Genomic DNA, 16,146 nt, shown 5'->3' with positions numbered 1-16,146 from the left:
AGTATCGACCCGGCTCTGGCCACGACTGTTTTGCACGACTTGATTCCAGGTGACGCGGGAGAGACGACAGTGAGGAGGCGACCTTGAAGATTTGTGTTCTGGTCAAGGAGGTGCCCGACGCTGCGGTCGACAAGCGGATCGATCCCGCGACGGGGCGCATGGATCGTTCCGGTGAGCGCAACCTGAACCCCTACGACACGCACGCGATCGAGACGGCGATGCAGCTGCGCGAGGGCGGCCAGCTGGAGGTCGATGAGATCGTCGCGGTGACGATGGGACCCGAGAGCGCCGTGCGCGCGTTGCACAAGGCGGTGTCGCTGGGTGCGGACCGCTCGGTGCACGTGTGTGATGATGCTTTGGCCGGCTCGGATGTGGCGGCCACCGGCTACGCGCTGGCCAAGGCGGTCGAGCGCGAGGCGCCGGACCTGGTGCTGTTGGGCCAGCAGTCCGATGACGGCGAGTGCTACACGATCGGCGCGGTCGTGGCCGACCATCTCAAGATGCCGTCGCTGACGCAGGTCGTGAAGCTCGACGTCGACGGCGACGCCCTGCGCCTGGAGCGCCAGGCGGAGTACGGCTATGACACGGTGCGTGTGCGCCTGCCCGCCGTGATCTCGGTCGGTGACGCGATCAACGAGCCGCGCTACCCGTCGCTGAAGGCGATCATGGGGGCGAAGAAGAAGCCGCTCGAGACGCTGGATGCAGCCGGCGCCGGGATCGATGTGGCGCTGGTCGGCGCCGAGGGCTCGCGCGTTGCCTGTGGCGACTTTCACGATCCGCCGGCCAAGCCGGCAGGGCAGATCATCGAGGATGAGAACACCGACGAGACCGTCGCGCAGATCGTCGCCTGGCTCGAGGAAAGGAAGCTGATCTGATGGCCGACGTGCTCGTCTACGCCCTGCACCACGATGGGGCGTTCAACAAGAACTCGCTGGGCGCGGTGTGTGAAGGCGTCGCGCGTAGCGCCGAGATCGGCGGTGCCTGCGACGTGGTGGTTGTCGGCGGTGGCGATCTGACCGACGCGCTGTGCGCCACGCTGGGCCATCACGGTGCGCGACGCGTGTTCCGCGCGCAGGGGCCGGAGGGGCTATCGCAGCCGGTGATCGACGTTATGGACAGCGTGATCGCAGAGCACGGACACCGTTACGCGATCTTCGGCGGCGGCCTGCTCGGCTTTGAGATCGGCGCGGGCCTTGCCGCCCGTCGTCAGGCGGGTGTCACGATGGAGGTGACCGCCGTGCGCGTGGACCCCGAGCACCCGGGCACGCTGGTTGCCGAGCGCCCGATCCTCGGGGACTCAAAGATCTCCGTGTCTCGCTACCGCGGCGAGCTCGGGATCATCATCAGCCGGATCAACGCCTTTGAGGTGCGTCCCGGTGACGGCGGTGAGGCGGAGGTGCTCGACGTCCACGTGGACTATTCGCCCTGGTCGGCGCAGCTGGAGATGCTCTCGCGCGGTGAGCAGCGGGGCGCCGAGGTCGACATCGAGGGTGCCGACATGCTGGTGGCCGGTGGCCGTGGCCTCGGCAAGGCCGAGAGCTTCAGGCTGGTTGAGGAGCTCGCCGCCGCGCTCGGGCCGGGCAGTGCGGTGGCAGCCACCCGCGCGGTGGTTGACGCGGGCTGGTACCCGTACTCGACGCAGATCGGCCAGACCGGCAAGACGGTTGCGCCCAAGCTCTACCTCGCGGCCGGGATCTCCGGTGCGGTCCAGCACAAGGTCGGGATGCAGTCATCGGAGAACATCGTGGCGATCAACAAGGACGCAAACGCGCCGATCTTCGAGTTCTCAGACCTCGGCATCGTCGGGGATCTGAACAAGATCCTGCCGAAGCTGACCGAGGCGATCCGCGCCCGGAAGGGCTGACGAAGGCGTGTCCGCGCCGGCCCAGTTCCCGCCCCCGGTCGACCCGCGCAGCGAGTTCATCAAGCGCGAGCTGGACGCTGAAGATGACCTGATCGACGTGGGGGTGGCGATCGTCGGCGGCGGCACCGCCGGCCTGGCGACCGCCAACCGCCTGCTGCAGCTGCTCGACGCCGATCCGGAGCTGCGCGAGTCGCTCGGGGAGGCGCCGGTGGCGGTGATCGAGAAGGCGAAGACCTGCGGCGGGCACCTGCTCTCCGGCGCGGTGATGGTCCCCGGACCGCTCAGCGAGCTGTTTCCGTCACTCTCGCGCGAGGATTGGCGGCGCGAGCGCTTTGCCTTCGGCGAGGTCTCGCGCGAGGGCGTCTACCTGATGCCCGACGCCAACCGCGCGATCAAGATCCCGACCCCGCCGAACTTCAAAAACCACGGCAACGAGGTGATCTCGGTGGCGGCTCTGGCCCGCTACCAGCAGCGCCTGGCGGAGGAGCAGGGCGCCTATGTGCTGACCGAGACCGCCGCCGCGCAACTGCTCGTGGTGGACGGCGCCGTGGTCGGGGTGCGCTCCGGTGACAAGGGGCGCGGCAAGGACGGCCAGCCGCTTTCAAACTTCGAGCCGGGCAGCGACATCCGGGCGCGGGTGACGGTGCTCGCCGAGGGGAACTGGGGCCATCTGACCGGTCCGGCGATCCGCGAGTTCGACCTCGCGCGTGACCGTGAGCCGCAGGTCTGGGAGCTCGGCGTCAAGGAGATCTGGAAGGTGCCAAAGCCGCTTGACCGGGTGATCCACACGCTCGGTCCCTGGCCGCTCGCGGTCAAGCCACGCTACGGGCAGGTCGGTGGCGGCTGGCTTTATCCGATGAAGGATGAGCGCAGCGGCGATGATCTGGTCTCGATCGGCTTCGTCGTCGGTCTCGGCTACCGCGACGCAACCACCTCCGCCCACGACCTGCTGCAGCTGTTCAAGACCCACCCGCTGGTGCGTCAGGTGCTGGCCGGCGGCGAGCGCGTCGGCTGGGGCGCCAAGGCGCTGCCGGGCGGGGGCTTCTGGTCGATGCCGAAGCTCACGATGCCAGGGGCCCTGATCGTCGGCGACGCCGGCGGCATGGTCGACACCGTCGCGCTCAAGGGCGTGCACCACTGCATCCGCTCAGGCATGCTCGCCGCCGAGGCGATCTACGCGCACCTCAAGCGCGGCGCGCCGCTCGATGACTACGGCGCGGCGATCTCGAACTCGTCGGTCGGGCGCGAGCTCTGGCGCGTGCGCAACGCCCGCCAGCCGCTGCAGAAGGGGCTTGTGCGCGGCGGCCCGGAGGTAAACCTCGCGCTTGTCTCAAAGGGGCTCCTGCCACCCGGGCGTCTGCACTGGCACCGCGACGACGCGCAGGACATGTTCCTCGGCGACACCTCAAGCCGCTACCCCAAGCCCGACGGCTCCTACATCTTCGACAAGCTCTCATCGGTCTACATCTCCGGCAACGCCACCCGCGACGACGCGCCCAACCACATCCGTGTGCAGACCCGGGTTCCGCGTGAGATCGCCGAGACCTGGCGCTGGATGTGCCCCGCGGGTGTCTATGAGATCCCTGAGGACGCAGATGCTGGACAGGCGGGCGGGACCAAATCTGGTGAGGTCGACGTGATCGTCAACTACACCAACTGCGTGCAGTGCGGCGCGATCACCGCCAAGGGCGGGCGGCTGACCCCGCCCGAGGGCGGCGACGGCCCGCTATACACGCTCACCTAGCGACCGTTGCAGCGCGCGCAGATAGGTGCGTGCGCCGCGAACCACGCGCGGGTGCGGGTGCAGCGTCCGCAACGACAGAAGCCTCAGGTTGGCGGTTGTGGCCGGCAGCACCCGGTAGGTCAGCCACCGTTCATAGAAGCTCCGCTGGTTGCGGTACGGGCCGGTCGTCAGTACCTGCTCGACCGGGTCGTAGCTCTGCGGTGTGACGTAGACGGAGGTACGGAGCTCGATCAGGTTCCGTAGCGGCACGGGCGCGGCCGGGCGCCTGACCGGGAGCAGCTCTAGCACCGTGCGGCCGTCGAGCCTGACCGTGGGTCCGGTGCGCGCGAGCCCCGCCTCGAGCTCCTGCCGGTAGATGCTCGCCTGCCCTGGAATGAAGCTGGGGGCCGGGCGGGAGACCCTCTTGCCGCTGTCGCCGAAGGTGCCGACGCCCAAGCCGTAGGGGAGCTCCTGCAGGCCGGTCGTGCGTCGCAGCGCGGTCTCGGTGGTCTCGTAGATCGTGTTGTCCGAAGGGTCGTAGAACTCGAGCCTGTCGCCCGCGACGACCGCTGTGCCCCCGGCGCTGGACGAGCTCACGAGCAGTCCCAGCACCGCGCCCTGCCGCGAGGTTTCGATGATCGACGTCGCGGGAGCCCGCTGCCAGCGCACCTTGGCACCGACGCTCGGCGCCAAACCGGTCAGCACGCGCTGGACCACGATCGTGCCGTCCTGTCCGCCGGCCACCAGCACAGCGACGAGCACCACCACCACTGCCGCAAGCGCCATCGGCGCGAGCGCCAGCTTCGCGTGGGCGCCGCGGCGGTCTGGCTGCTGCATGCCGGCATTATCTCGCTCGCGCAAGCTGGCTATCCTCAGATATAGATATGAAGAGCGACATTCACCCCAACTACGTTGAGTCCCACCTCACCTGCACGTGCGGCAACAGCTTCACGACCCGCTCGACCAAGCCCCAGATCCACGTCGAGATCTGCGCTGAGTGCCACCCGTTCTACACCGGCAAGCAGAAGCTGGTGGACACCGGCGGACGCGTTGAGCGTTTCCAGCGCCGCGTCGCCAAGGGCCGCGTGGCGGCCGCCAAGGCCGGCGCGAACGCCTAGAACTCACCGAAGCCGGCGAGCGCTCGCCTGCGGATGCTCGACGACCTCGTAAAACAGATCGAGTCGCGCTTTGCCGAGCTCGAGGCCGAGCTCGCGGACCCGGCCGTGATCAGCGACCGTGAACGTTTCACGGCCGCCTCACGCGCCTACCGCGAGCTCGAGCCCGCGGCCCGGCTGGCGGCCGAATACCGGCGCACCGCCGACGACCTCGCCGGCGCGCGTGAGCTCCTGGCCGAGGATGGGGAGGACGCCGACCTGCGAGAGCTCGCGCGCAGCTCGACCGAGCGGCTCGCCGAGCTCGAGGAGGAGATCCGCCTGGCGATGGTCGAGCGCGACCCCAACGACGACAAGAACGTGATCATCGAGATCCGCCCGGGCGTCGGCGGGGACGAGGCGGCGCTCTGGGCCGGGGACGTGTACAGGATGCTCACCCGCTACGCCGAGCGCCGCGGCTTCAAGACCGAGCCGCTCGAGCTCGGCGACGGCACCTACACGTTCGCGGTCAAGGGCGACGGTGCCTACTCGGTCTACAAGTTCGAGGGCGGCACCCACCGCGTGCAGCGTGTGCCCGAAACCGAGTCCCAGGGGCGCATCCACACCTCCACGGCGACCGTCGCGGTCCTGCCCGAGGCAGACGACGTGGACGTGCAGGTTGACCCCGGCGACCTGCAGATTGACGTCTACCGCTCCTCCGGCCCCGGCGGCCAGTCGGTCAACACGACCGACTCCGCCGTGCGCATCACGCACAGGCCGTCGGGCATCGTCGTCTCCATGCAGGACGAGAAGTCGCAGCTGCAGAACCGCGAGAAGGCCATGCGAGTGCTGCGCGCCCGCCTCTATGAGCGTGCCCTGGCCGAGCAGCAGGCCCAGCTTGCCGCCTCACGCTCGGCGCAGGTCGGTGCCGGTGACCGCTCCGAGAAGATCCGCACCTACAACTACGGCGAGCGCCGCGTCAAGGACCATCGCATCAACCTGCTGCTGCACAACCTCGACGCGATCCTGATGGGCGAGCTGGACGAGTTCACCGAGGCGCTGCAGGACGACGAGAAGCGCAGACGCCTGGAAGACGCGGCGGCGTGACCACGCTTGGCGAGGAGCTGGCGGGCGCCACCGCGGCACTCGCTGAGGTCGGCTGCGAAAGCCCCCGGCTCGACGCCGAGCTGTTGCTCGCACACGTGCTCTCAACCGATCGCGCACAGCTCGTGTTGCGCGGCGGGGAGGAGGCAAGCGGTGAGCTGCGCACCCGCTACCTGGCACTTCTGACCCGCCGCGTAAAGCGCGAGCCGGTCGCCTACATCCTCGGCCGTCGCGCCTTTCGCCAGCTCACGCTCGCCGTCGACCCGCGCGCCCTGATCCCACGACCCGAGACCGAGCTGCTGGTGGAGGTCGGCCTGGAGCTGCCTCACGGCACGCGTGTCGCCGACATCGGCACCGGCTGCGGCGCGGTCGCGCTGGCGCTGGTCCAGGAGCGCCCGGACCTTGAGCTGATCGGCGCCGACATCAGCGACGGCGCGCTGTCGCTGGCGCGCATGAACGCGCAGCGGCTGGGGCTTACGGTCAAGTGGGTGCGCTCCGACCTGCTCTCCGAGGTGAGTGCCCCGGTGCTGCTGGCAAACCTGCCCTACGTCGCCGACGGCGAGCCGCTGCCCCCGGACGTGGCGCTCTATGAGCCGCACCGGGCGCTCTTCGGCGGCCCCGACGGGCTCGATCTGATCCGCCGGCTGATCGCCCAGGCGGGTGAGCGCCAGGAGGTCGAGCTGATCGCCCTGGAGATCGGCCACACGCAGGCCGACGCGGTCTCGGCGCTGCTTGCGCAGGCGGGTTTTCGCTCCAGCGAGCGCCGGCGGGACCTGGCCGGCATCGAGCGGGTTGTGGTGGGGCGGCGGTGAGCGCGTTTGAGACCGTGATCGGCCGGGGCGGGGTCGTCCTGTTCCCGTCAGACACGGTCTATGGCCTCGCCTGCGACCCCGCAAGCCAGGTGGCGATCGAGCACCTCTACGCGCTCAAGGGCAGGCCGCCCGACAAGGCCGCCGCGATCATGTTCTTTGACCTTGAGGCGGCGCTTTACGCGCTGCCCGAGCTCGGCCCGAACACCCGGCGAGCGCTTTCGGCGCTGATGCCGGGCGCGGTCACGGCGCTTTTGCCAAACCCCGCCCGGCGCTTTGCGCTGAGCGCTCGCGCCGATCCGCAGACGCTCGGGCTCCGGGTTGTGAGCGTCCCGGCGCTCGTGGGCGTGCAGGTGCCGGTGCTGCAATCGAGCGCGAACCTCTCGGGTGGGGCCGACGCCCGCAGGTTGAGCGAGGTGGCGCCGGCCATCCGGGCCGGCGCCGACCTGGTGATCGACGGTGGTGAGCTGCCGGGCGTGGCCTCCACGGTCGTTGACCTGCGCGACTACGAGCAGGAGGGTGTGTGGTCTGTGCGCCGGCTGGGCGCCGTGGACGAGGACGAGCTCGCCCGCCGGCTGGGCGGGCGCTTTCGCTTCGAGCCGGGCACCTACGCGGCGATGGTCACCGACACCCTCCCCGGCTACGCGGAGCTGCAGGGGCAGGTGGCGCTTGCCGCCGGCCAGGGGGTGCAGAGGATCCTCGAGCTCGGGATCGGCACCGGCGAGACCGCCGCGCGGCTGCTTGAGCAAAACCCGCGGGCGCAGATCACGGGTGTTGATGAGAGCCCGGCGATGCTCGCCGCGGCCGCGGCGCGGCTCGGCGAGCGGCTGGTGGCAGCGCACGCGGGGCTGTTGCAGGAGCCGCTGCCCGAGGGGCGTTTTGACCTCGTCGTGAGCGCGCTGGCGGTGCACCATCTCGAGGCGGATGAGAAGGCGCTGTTGTTCTCACGGGTGCGCGAGCGCCTCGCGCCGGACGGGCGCTTTGTGCTCGGCGACGTCGTCGTGCCGCAGTCGCCGGATGCGGCCGTGGTGGAGCTGACGGACGGCTATGACAAGCCGAGCAGCGTCGCCGAGCAGCTCGAGTGGTTGCGCGCCGCCGGCTTCGAGGCGCGGGTGAGCTGGACGCTGCGGGACCTCGCGGTGCTCGTCGCACGGCCGCTGTGAGGGGGCCGTGGTCGCCGTTGGTAGGCTCGTCAGCATGACGAACCTACCCGCCGACTACTTCAATGCGCCGCTGGCAGAGGTCGATCCCGAGATCGCGGAGATCGTCTCCGGCGAGCTTGGCCGCCAGCAGCAGACGCTCGAGATGATCGCCTCGGAGAACTTCGTGCCGCTCTCGGTGCTCGAGGCGCAGGGCTCGGTGCTGACCAACAAGTACGCGGAGGGCTATCCGGGGCGCCGCTACTACGGTGGCTGTGAGTTCGTCGACCGCTCCGAGCAGCTCGCGATCGACCGTGCCAAGGCGCTCTTTGGCGCCGAGCACGCCAACGTGCAGCCGCACGCGGGCGCGCAGGCCAACATCGCCATCTATCACGCGCTGCTGACCCCCGGAGACAAGCTGATGGGGCTAGAGCTCGCCCACGGCGGGCACCTGACACACGGCATGAAGCTCAACGCCTCCGGGCGGCTGTACGAGATCGTGACCTACGGGGTTGACCGCGAGACGAGCCTGATCGACATGGATGAGGTCGCCCGGATCGCGCGCGAGCAGCGGCCGAAGATGATCGTCGCCGGCTGGTCGGCCTACCCGCGCCAGCTCGACTTCGCGCGCTTTCGCGAGATCGCCGACGAGGTCGGCGCCTACCTGTTCGTGGACATGGCGCACTTCGCCGGGCTGGTGGCTGCGGGCCTGCACCCCTCGCCGGTGCCCTACGCCGACGTGATCGCGACCACCATCCACAAGACGCTCGGCGGCCCGCGCTCGGGCATGATCCTCTGCCGCGAGGAGCACGCCAAGAAGATCGACTCGGCTGTGTTCCCCGGCCAGCAGGGCGGGCCGCTCGAGCACGTGATCGCCGCCAAGGCGGTGGCGCTGCGGATCGCCGCCTCAGAGCCCTTCCGCGAGCGGCAGGAGCGGACGCTTGCCGGGGCCAGGACCCTGGCCGCGACGATGCTCGGCACCGGCCACGGGATCTCCGTGCTCACCGGCGGCACCGACGTGCACCTGGTGCTCGTGGACCTGCGCGCCTCGGAGCTCGACGGCAAGCAGGCCGAGGACCGCCTGCACGCGATCGGGATCACCGTCAACCGCAACGCGATCCCGTTTGACCCGCGGCCGCCGATGGTCACCTCCGGGCTGCGGATCGGCACGCCGGCGCTCGCCACGCGCGGGCTGCAGGTGGCCGACTTCGGCGAGATCGGGGAGATCATCGTCGCGGCGCTCGCACCCGGGGACTTCGAGGAGCGCCGAGCTGACTTGGCCGAGCGCACGGGCGCGATCGCCGAGCGCTACCCGCTGTACGCGACGCTCGCACCCAGCGTCCCGGTCTGAAGCGGTCTGCAGCGGTCTGAAGCGGTCTGGCCCGGTCTGGCCCGGTCTGACCCGGTCTGACCCGGGCGGAAGTGTCACGAATGTGTGCCGATTCGCGCCCGCCGGCGGCGTGGGCCGGTGCGGGCGCGCATAGTCGCGTGCATGTCGGCCTCCGAGCAGCCTCTGGCCCCCAAAGCTCACGTCCCAGGGCCAGTTTGTGCATTTCGGGCGGTGGGAGTGCGCGAAATGCACAATTCGCCGTTTGCGGCGGAGGTTTGGGGGCTGGAGGCTGTTCGCGGGCGCGGTGACGGCGAGCTCGCACGCCTGGCCGAGCTCCAGCGCGGGGTGCTTCACCGCAGCCAGCTGATCGAGGCCGGCCTGAGTCCGGCGGCGATCAGGCACCGGCTCGCCACTCGGTCCCTGCACCGCCTCTACCCAGGCGTCTACCTGTTTGGACGTCCGCGGCTTGAAGCGCTCGCGGCAGCCACCGCGGCGGTCATCCACTTCGCCGGCCGCGCCGTGCTGAGCCATCGAACCGCCGCCCTGGTCTGGCGGCTATCGGACTTTCCGGAGCTGCCGGTCGAGGTCACGCTCGTGGGGCTCGACGCGCGTCCGCGACCAGGGCTGGTTGTCCACCGTCGGTCGAGTCTGCTGTCGGGCGATGTCTGCCGTCACAGCAGGCTGCCCGTGACGGCGCCCGCGCGCACGTTGATCGATCTCGCCTCTGTCCTCGGACGCGATGAGCTCGAGGCCGCGTACGCGGTCGCGCTGCGTCGCGGGCTGCTCGAACCCTCACAGCTGGCGCAGGCGCTCGCGGCGAGCCCGCGCGTCAAGGGCGCGGCGAGCCTGCGTGAGCTCATCCAGCAGGGCCGCGAACCGACGCTGACCCGCTCGCATTACGAGCGCAAGCTGGTCCAGCTGCTGGAGCGCGCGCAGCTACCAAAACCAAGCGTGAACGCGCAGCTGCTGGGCATGGAGGTGGACCTGCTCTGGCCCGAGCAGCGGCTGGTGGTCGAGTTCGACGGGTTCGGCTATCACTCGGCACGCCGGTCATTTGAGCGCGACCGCCTGCGCGACCAGCGCCTGGTTGCCGCCGGCTACCGGGTGATCCGGGTCACCGCGCGGCAGCTTGACCGCACGCCGGAGGCGGTGATCGCGCGGGTCGCGGCGGCGCTCGCGCACTGATGCGCCCGACCGGCGCCCGCTGCTGCTGGCATGCTTAGCCGGCCAGATGCGTTACCTGGATGCCGTCTACGCCCTGCTCGTCGCGACGGCCGTCGCCGCGTTGCTGACGCCGCTCGCGGGACGGCTCGCGCGCAAGCTCGGCGCGATCGCCTACCCGTCTGAGCGCGGGCTGGCACGCGAACCCACGCCAGAGCTGGGCGGCCTGGCGATCCTCGCGGCCGTCATCGTGGCCGCGCTGATCTGGCTGCCGGACACGATCCACCTGCGCCGGGCTCTGGGCTACAAGCTCGGCACGGCCGGCGTCATGCACACCTGGATCGTCATTGCCGGGGCGGTGCTGATCGCCCTGATCGGCGCGATCGACGACATCGTCGAGCTCAAGCCGCTCGTCAAGCTCGTCGGGCAGATCGCGGCGGCAATCGTCGCCGCACTGGGTGGCGCGCTGATCAAGGGGGTGATGGTGCCGTTCCTCGGCTACCTGGCCTTCCCTGACGGGGGCAAGGAGCTGACGGTGCTGTGGCTCGTGGCGCTGATGAACATCGTCAACTTCTCCGACGGGGTCGACGGGCTGGCCGCGGGCGTGTGTGCGATCGACGGCGCGGCCTTTGCTGTGATCGCCTTCAGCGTCGAGGGGGGCAGGAGCGCGGCCGCGGTGATGGCGGCGATCACCGCCGGCGCCGCGCTCGGCTTCCTGTTTCATAACCGCTATCCGGCGAAGATCTTCATGGGGGACACGGGCTCGAACCTGCTCGGGTACCTGCTCGGGGTGGTCGCGATCGTCGGCTCGCTCAAGACCAACGCCGCGCTGGCGCTGGCGGTGCCGCTGCTGGTGCTCGCGGTGCCGTTCATGGACACCGGGTTTGTGGTGGCCAAGCGCCTCAAGTACGGGCACATGCCTTGGCGTGCGGACATGGAGCACTTCCACCATCGCATGGCGCGGATCGGCTTCAGCCAGCGCAAGACCGTCGGCTACCTGTACGCCTGGACGCTGATGCTCGCGGGGCTCGCGCTCGCGCTGCGGTTCGTGCCATACCACTACCACGGCCACTACAACCTTGGCTGGAGCGTCGTGATGGCCCTGATCCTGCTGGTCGCGGTCGTCGCGAGCGTGTATCTCGTCTACGTGCTTGAGATTTTCAAGTTCAAGCTGCTCAAGGCCATCCAGCTGCGCAAGGTCGATCCCGACACCAGTGAGCACGACATCGTCGCCGCGGTGCAGCGCGACATGGAGACGGGCGAGTTCGACGCGATCAGGCCGCCGGGGCCGGGGTCGGGGCCGGGGCCGGGGCAGTGAGCGGCCTGAAGCGCGGGCTGCTGGCCTGCGTTCTGCTGCTGGTCCTGCTCGCCGGCTTGACCCGCTACCTGAGCAGCGTGCCGGCGCTGCTTGCCTTCGTCATGGCTGCGCTGGCGTTGGCCGGGCTCGCCTGGACCGTTTCGTTCGCCACCGAGCAGGTCGGTCTGCGCCTGGGGTCGGGGATGACCGGTGTATTGCAGTCCACGGTGGGCAACCTGCCCGAGTTCTTCGTCGTCCTGTTCGCTCTGCAGGCACACGAGCGAACCGTCGCCCAGACGGCGTTAATCGGCTCGATTCTCGTCAACGCGCTGCTCGTCCTGGGTCTGGTGCTCGTCACCGGGGCCGCGCGCGAGCGTGGGCGGGTGATGCGCTTTCATGCCGGGCTGCCCAACGACACGGCCACGCTGATGCTGATCGCCTCGCTGGTCATCGTGCTGATCGCCCTGGTTGCCGGCTCGCCGGGCGCCACCGGAAGCCACGTGGAGACGATCAGCGTTGTCGGGGCCGTCGCGCTGCTCGTCGTCTACGCCATCTGGATGCGTCAGTACCTGAGCCGAGACAGGACGCAGGCCGGGGTGGACGCGCCAGAGGCCGAAGCGGAACGGCCAAGTGTCGCTTTGCGGCCCGCGCTCGCGCTGCTGGCGGTGGCGGGCGTCGGCTCCGCGTTCGTCTCGGACTGGTTTGTGCACGCGCTCGCGCCGACGATCCACCAGCTCGCGCTTACCCAGTCGTTTGCGGGCATCGTGATCATCGCGATCGCGGGCAACGCCGTGGAGAACGCCTCTGGCATCTATCTGGCCTACCGCGGCAAGCACGACCTGGCGATCAGCGTCGTCAAGAACTCGGTCGCGCAACTGGCGGCGTTCCTGTATCCGCTGATGGTGCTCGTCTCCCTGGCGACGGCAAGCAGGCTGAGCTTTCAACTGCCGGATGTGTGGGCCGGGGCTCTGGTCGGCACCGCGGTCCTGATCTGGCAGATCACCGGCGACGGCGAAGCGACGCCGTTCGAGGGAGCGGCGCTGATTGCCGTGTACGTCGTGCTCGCGACGGTCTCCGCGTTTCAGCGCTGACCTACGCCGCCCTGACCTACGCCGCCGCCTTACGCCCGCGCGCCAGCTGCTAAGCTGACGTTCACGTAAGGAACAATTTTAGCCGGAGGGAAGCGTATGTCCGCGGTCACAGCAGCACGCCCCAAACGCAGGATCGGTGTCGATCGAGACCACGACCATTACAAGTGGTGGGCGCTCTCCTGCACCAGCGTTGGCATGTTGCTTGCGACGATCAACTCGGGCACGCTGATCATCGCCCTGCCGGATCTCGAGCGGCACCTGCACACCAGCCTGCTCACGCTGGTGTGGGTGATCCTCGTCTACATGATCGCTTCCACGGTGCTGGTGCTGAGCGCGGGGCGTCTCTCCGACCAGTTTGGGCGCAAGAACGCCTACATCGGCGGCTTTTTGATGTTCGCCGCAGCGTCGCTGGGCGCCGGCTTTTCGACCGGTGGCACCGAGCTGATCCTCTGGCGCGTGGCTCAGGGTCTGGGCGGCGCGTTCCTGTTTGCAAACTCGGCCGCGATCGTGACCGACGCATTCCCGCGTGAGCAGCTGGGCGTGGCGATGGGCACCAATACGATGGTCGCGGCCGTTGGCCTGGTGATCGGCCCGGTACTGGGTGGCGCGCTGGTCGACATCTCTTGGCACTGGGTCTTCTGGTTCAACGTCCCGTTCGCGCTGCTGGGCAGCCTCTGGGCCTTCTCGATCCTGCGTGAGATCACCGGGCGCGGCGAGGACACGAGCTTCGACGCGCTGGGCACGGGCACATTTCTGATTGGCCTGACCGGCTTGGTCTACGGCATCTCAAGGGGCGGCATCGAAGGTTGGCACGGCACGCTCGTGTTCGCGAGCCTCGTCGCCGCGGTCATCTTCCTGCCGCTGTTCGTCGTGATCGAACGTCACCACCGCGCGCCGATGCTCGATCTAACCATCTTCCGAAGCCGGCTCTTCAGCGCCGCCTCGGCTGCCGCGTTTCTGAACGGCCTGGCCCGCTTCGCCCTGATGTTCGTGTTCGTCTTCTACTTCCAGGGCGTGCAGGGCGACACGCCGATCCTTGCGGGTCTCAAACTGGCGCCGCTGGCGCTCGGCATGCTGATCGCCTCGCCGATCGCCGGCATCTACGCTGACCGTCGCGGCTCGCGTGCGCTGGCGTCGCTGGGCATGCTGGTCACCGCGCTGGGCCTCGGGCTGATGACGACCCTGGGGCAGGAGACGAGCTACTGGTGGCCCGGACTGTTCCAGTTCGTTGTCGGTATCGGCTCGGGCATGTTCAACTCGCCGAACACGGCCGCGATGATGGGTGTGGTGGCTCCCCACCGTCGCGGCATCGCCTCCGGTGCGCGGGTGCTCGTCCAGAACACCGGTGCGGTGTTGTCGATCGCGTTTGTGATGGCTGTCGTCACCAACGGGATCTCACCCACGGTGTTGTTCAGCATCTTCTCTGGCCTTGGCACCCGCATCAGCGCCGCGCACCTGGCGCCGTTTCTGGCCAACATGCACTTCGCCCTCTGGTGCATGAGCGGGCTGTCGTTGGTGGGAGCCGTGGTCGCACTGGCACGGCCCAAGCACGCCGGCAGCCAGACACCGGTCACTGCCGGCGAGGAAGCGCCCGCACAGAGGGCCGTCCCACAGAGCGGACAGGTGGCCGCGGCATGACCGCCATCGGCGAGGCACTGCAGCAGGCCGGCGGCGCCGACACGCCACACGCCGACACGCCACACGCCGACACGCCACACGCCGACACGCCACACGCCGACGCTGAGCGGGTGATGCGTATCGGCGAGGTCGCGGCACTCACCGGCACCACCCCCAGAACGATCCGCTACTACGAAGAGATCGGGCTGCTTTCCGGGGGCGACACGCGCGTGCTTGGAAAGCACCGCTGCTACTCGCAGGCCGAAGTCGACCGTGTCCACGAGATCGTGCGGCTCAAGGAGCTGCTCGGGCTGAGCCTCGAGCAGCTCTCACAGCTGCTCGAGGCGGAGACGGCTCGTGCTGAGATCCGGCGCGAGCTGCACGCGACCGATGATCCCGGGCGCCAGCGCGAGCTGCTGCTGCAATCCGAAGGGCACATCGCCAACCAGCTGACGCTGGTACGGGGCAGGCTCGCGGAGCTCGCCAAGCTCGAAGCCGACCTGAGCGAACGTGCCCGGCGGGTGCGCCTGCGGCTCGAGGAGCTCGGCGCCTAACCGCCCGCCACAGCCCGCCGGCTGCGCCGCGCCGCTGAGCCTGGCGCCCACTCTGGCGCGTAGGCGAGGAACTTCGGCGCGGCCAGGGCCGCACGGATAATCGCGGCGCTCGCGGGGAACTGCGAGAGGTAGAACGCGCTGGAGGCGTCGTTGTAGACGAGCATCCGCGCATCCGGATGTTTCGAGATCCAGGCGAAGAGCTCCTTCGCCCAGCCCGGCGCGTCCCCGTCCCAGATCGCGTACTCGCCGAACGCGAACGGTGCCACGTGGGCGTAGGCCGCGTAGAAGCGGTCGAGCCCCGACCAGTTTGGGTAGCGGCTGTAAAAGTCCGTGCCGACCCAGTCAACCCAGGCCCGCCCGGGGAAGTAGGCGGCCGGGGCCAGGGCCGGAAGGTCGGGGTTGCCGGCGACCATCGGCACCCACACCATCGCCACCGCGGGCGTCGGCAGGTAGGCAAGCGACGTCCGCAGCGGCGGCATGTGCAGCGCTTCAAGGCGCCGGTTGATCAGCGTCACCTCACCGCCGCGCATGATCAGCGCCACGCGCCGCCAGGCCTGTCTGAAAGCGGCGCTCGAGTACTGGGCGCCGCGCGAGCTGCCGTCGCAGTTGTAGGCCGCGTAGGGGTTTTCGCAGTTGTTCATCTCCGCCATCAGGCGCAGGTAGGTGATGTTGTGTGATGCGTAGATCGCCTGGGCGAGGCCGATCAACCAGGCATCACCGGCGCCGCGCGCGATTCCAAGCGGCGTGATCACGTTCCGGGATCCGTAGGCCGTGGTGACCATCATCATCAGCCGCGAACGGTTGGCCCTGGCATCCGCGGTTATTCCGGGCAGCCATTGCCCCCAGGCCACAAACTCCTGGTAGACGGCGGGATGTTTGCCGACCGCGCTCGTGTAGGCGCCGATCGGCTTGCTGGCAACCCCTTGGAGGATTTTCCCGGCTGGTGGTCGGTATGGGTGTGCGCGCGGCAGGCGGTCTGGCAGCGGTGAGGGCGCCTGCGTGGTGGTCAGCGTCAGCCCGGCCACCTGCTCGCCGGCGGCGGCGACGCCGGCAGGGTTGTCTGGGGCGGCATCAGCCCGCGCGCAGGCCAGCAGGAAGGCGGCGAGCGTCAGGACCAACAGCAGTCCCGCGATGCGTGTTCGCAGGTGCGTCCGCGTCACGGCGCTGGGCGCAGCGCACATCGCCGCGCCCGCGGCGCTCGTCGCGCACCTGGTCCTCACGCTGGTGGGAGGCGCGTCGTCCATGCGCTTCTCATCGGCAGCGACCGCCGATGCCATCACAAGACCGTCACCCGCGCTGGACGGTCGAACAATCGGGTCGTGCGGTTCAGCGCGCGACCAACGAGCTGGGCACGCAAATCAGACAT

General features: G+C 69.3%; 15 protein-coding genes. 13 read left to right on the top strand and 2 right to left on the bottom strand.

Annotated features, from left to right (window positions below):
* Positions 1-83: 83 nt before the first annotated feature.
* The 3 genes from M3M54_RS05655 to M3M54_RS05645 are packed head-to-tail and all read left to right on the top strand — an operon-like array spanning position 84 to position 3,608.
* Positions 84-875, top strand: coding sequence for an electron transfer flavoprotein subunit beta/FixA family protein (locus M3M54_RS05655; RefSeq protein ID WP_249021209.1), 792 nt, complete (start codon positions 84-86; stop codon positions 873-875).
* Complete coding sequence (locus M3M54_RS05650) at positions 875-1,864, top strand: electron transfer flavoprotein subunit alpha/FixB family protein (protein WP_249021208.1); 990 nt, start codon at positions 875-877, stop codon at positions 1,862-1,864. The genes M3M54_RS05655 and M3M54_RS05650 overlap by 1 nt, the downstream gene beginning before the upstream one ends.
* 7 nt (positions 1,865-1,871) lie before the next feature.
* Complete coding sequence (locus M3M54_RS05645) at positions 1,872-3,608, top strand: electron-transfer flavoprotein:ubiquinone oxidoreductase (RefSeq protein WP_249021207.1); 1,737 nt, start codon at positions 1,872-1,874, stop codon at positions 3,606-3,608.
* On the opposite strand, the gene M3M54_RS05640 is transcribed toward M3M54_RS05645, so the two are convergent.
* Positions 3,591-4,424, bottom strand: coding sequence for a hypothetical protein (locus tag M3M54_RS05640; RefSeq protein WP_249021206.1), 834 nt, complete (start codon positions 4,422-4,424; stop codon positions 3,591-3,593). The two genes, M3M54_RS05645 and M3M54_RS05640, sit on opposite strands and share 18 nt — an antisense overlap.
* Positions 4,425-4,471: 47 nt before the next feature.
* Between M3M54_RS05640 and rpmE the strand changes: the two genes are divergently transcribed.
* The 10 genes from rpmE (at position 4,472) to M3M54_RS05590 (ending at position 14,780) form a co-directional block, all read left to right on the top strand.
* A complete protein-coding gene (rpmE, locus tag M3M54_RS05635; RefSeq protein WP_249021205.1) occupies positions 4,472-4,705 on the top strand; it encodes a 50S ribosomal protein L31 in 234 nt (77 codons plus the stop codon).
* Between the two features lie 33 nt (positions 4,706-4,738).
* Positions 4,739-5,785: a peptide chain release factor 1 gene (prfA, locus tag M3M54_RS05630; RefSeq protein WP_249021204.1), complete on the top strand. Its 1,047-nt coding sequence runs from the start codon at positions 4,739-4,741 to the stop codon at positions 5,783-5,785.
* Positions 5,782-6,594 carry a peptide chain release factor N(5)-glutamine methyltransferase gene (prmC, locus tag M3M54_RS05625; protein WP_249021203.1) on the top strand — a complete coding sequence of 271 codons (813 nt, stop codon included), beginning with the start codon at positions 5,782-5,784 and terminating at the stop codon, positions 6,592-6,594. The genes prfA and prmC overlap by 4 nt, the downstream gene beginning before the upstream one ends.
* A complete protein-coding gene (locus M3M54_RS05620) occupies positions 6,591-7,754 on the top strand; it encodes a Sua5/YciO/YrdC/YwlC family protein (RefSeq protein WP_249021202.1) in 1,164 nt (387 codons plus the stop codon). Before prmC ends, M3M54_RS05620 begins: the two co-directional genes overlap by 4 nt.
* A gap of 34 nt (positions 7,755-7,788) precedes the next feature.
* Positions 7,789-9,081 carry a serine hydroxymethyltransferase gene (glyA, locus tag M3M54_RS05615; protein WP_249021201.1) on the top strand — a complete coding sequence of 431 codons (1,293 nt, stop codon included), beginning with the start codon at positions 7,789-7,791 and terminating at the stop codon, positions 9,079-9,081.
* Positions 9,082-9,291: 210 nt separating this feature from the next.
* Positions 9,292-10,245 carry a type IV toxin-antitoxin system AbiEi family antitoxin domain-containing protein gene (locus tag M3M54_RS05610; RefSeq protein WP_249021200.1) on the top strand — a complete coding sequence of 318 codons (954 nt, stop codon included), beginning with the start codon at positions 9,292-9,294 and terminating at the stop codon, positions 10,243-10,245.
* A 46-nt stretch (positions 10,246-10,291) separates the two neighbouring features.
* On the top strand, positions 10,292-11,539 hold the full coding sequence (locus tag M3M54_RS05605) for a glycosyltransferase family 4 protein (protein ID WP_249021199.1): 1,248 nt from the start codon (positions 10,292-10,294) through the stop codon (positions 11,537-11,539).
* Positions 11,536-12,609 (top strand): hypothetical protein, encoded by a 1,074-nt coding sequence (locus tag M3M54_RS05600; RefSeq protein WP_249021198.1) that lies wholly within the window; start codon positions 11,536-11,538, stop codon positions 12,607-12,609. The genes M3M54_RS05605 and M3M54_RS05600 overlap by 4 nt, the downstream gene beginning before the upstream one ends.
* A 96-nt stretch (positions 12,610-12,705) precedes the next feature.
* Positions 12,706-14,247 (top strand): MFS transporter, encoded by a 1,542-nt coding sequence (locus tag M3M54_RS05595; RefSeq protein WP_249021197.1) that lies wholly within the window; start codon positions 12,706-12,708, stop codon positions 14,245-14,247.
* Positions 14,244-14,780 carry a MerR family transcriptional regulator gene (locus M3M54_RS05590; RefSeq protein WP_249021196.1) on the top strand — a complete coding sequence of 179 codons (537 nt, stop codon included), beginning with the start codon at positions 14,244-14,246 and terminating at the stop codon, positions 14,778-14,780. The genes M3M54_RS05595 and M3M54_RS05590 overlap by 4 nt, the downstream gene beginning before the upstream one ends.
* Here M3M54_RS05590 and M3M54_RS05585 read toward each other — a convergent pair.
* On the bottom strand, positions 14,777-16,057 hold the full coding sequence (locus M3M54_RS05585) for a hypothetical protein (protein WP_249021195.1): 1,281 nt from the start codon (positions 16,055-16,057) through the stop codon (positions 14,777-14,779). The two genes, M3M54_RS05590 and M3M54_RS05585, sit on opposite strands and share 4 nt — an antisense overlap.
* Between the last annotated feature and the right edge of the window lie 89 nt (positions 16,058-16,146).

The sequence above is a fragment of the Conexibacter sp. S30A1 genome, assembly GCF_023330665.1.
GTDB lineage: Bacteria > Actinomycetota > Thermoleophilia > Solirubrobacterales > Solirubrobacteraceae > Palsa-465.
Note: the sequence above shows the minus strand (reverse complement) of the source record. Positions and strands in the feature narration are given on the sequence as shown.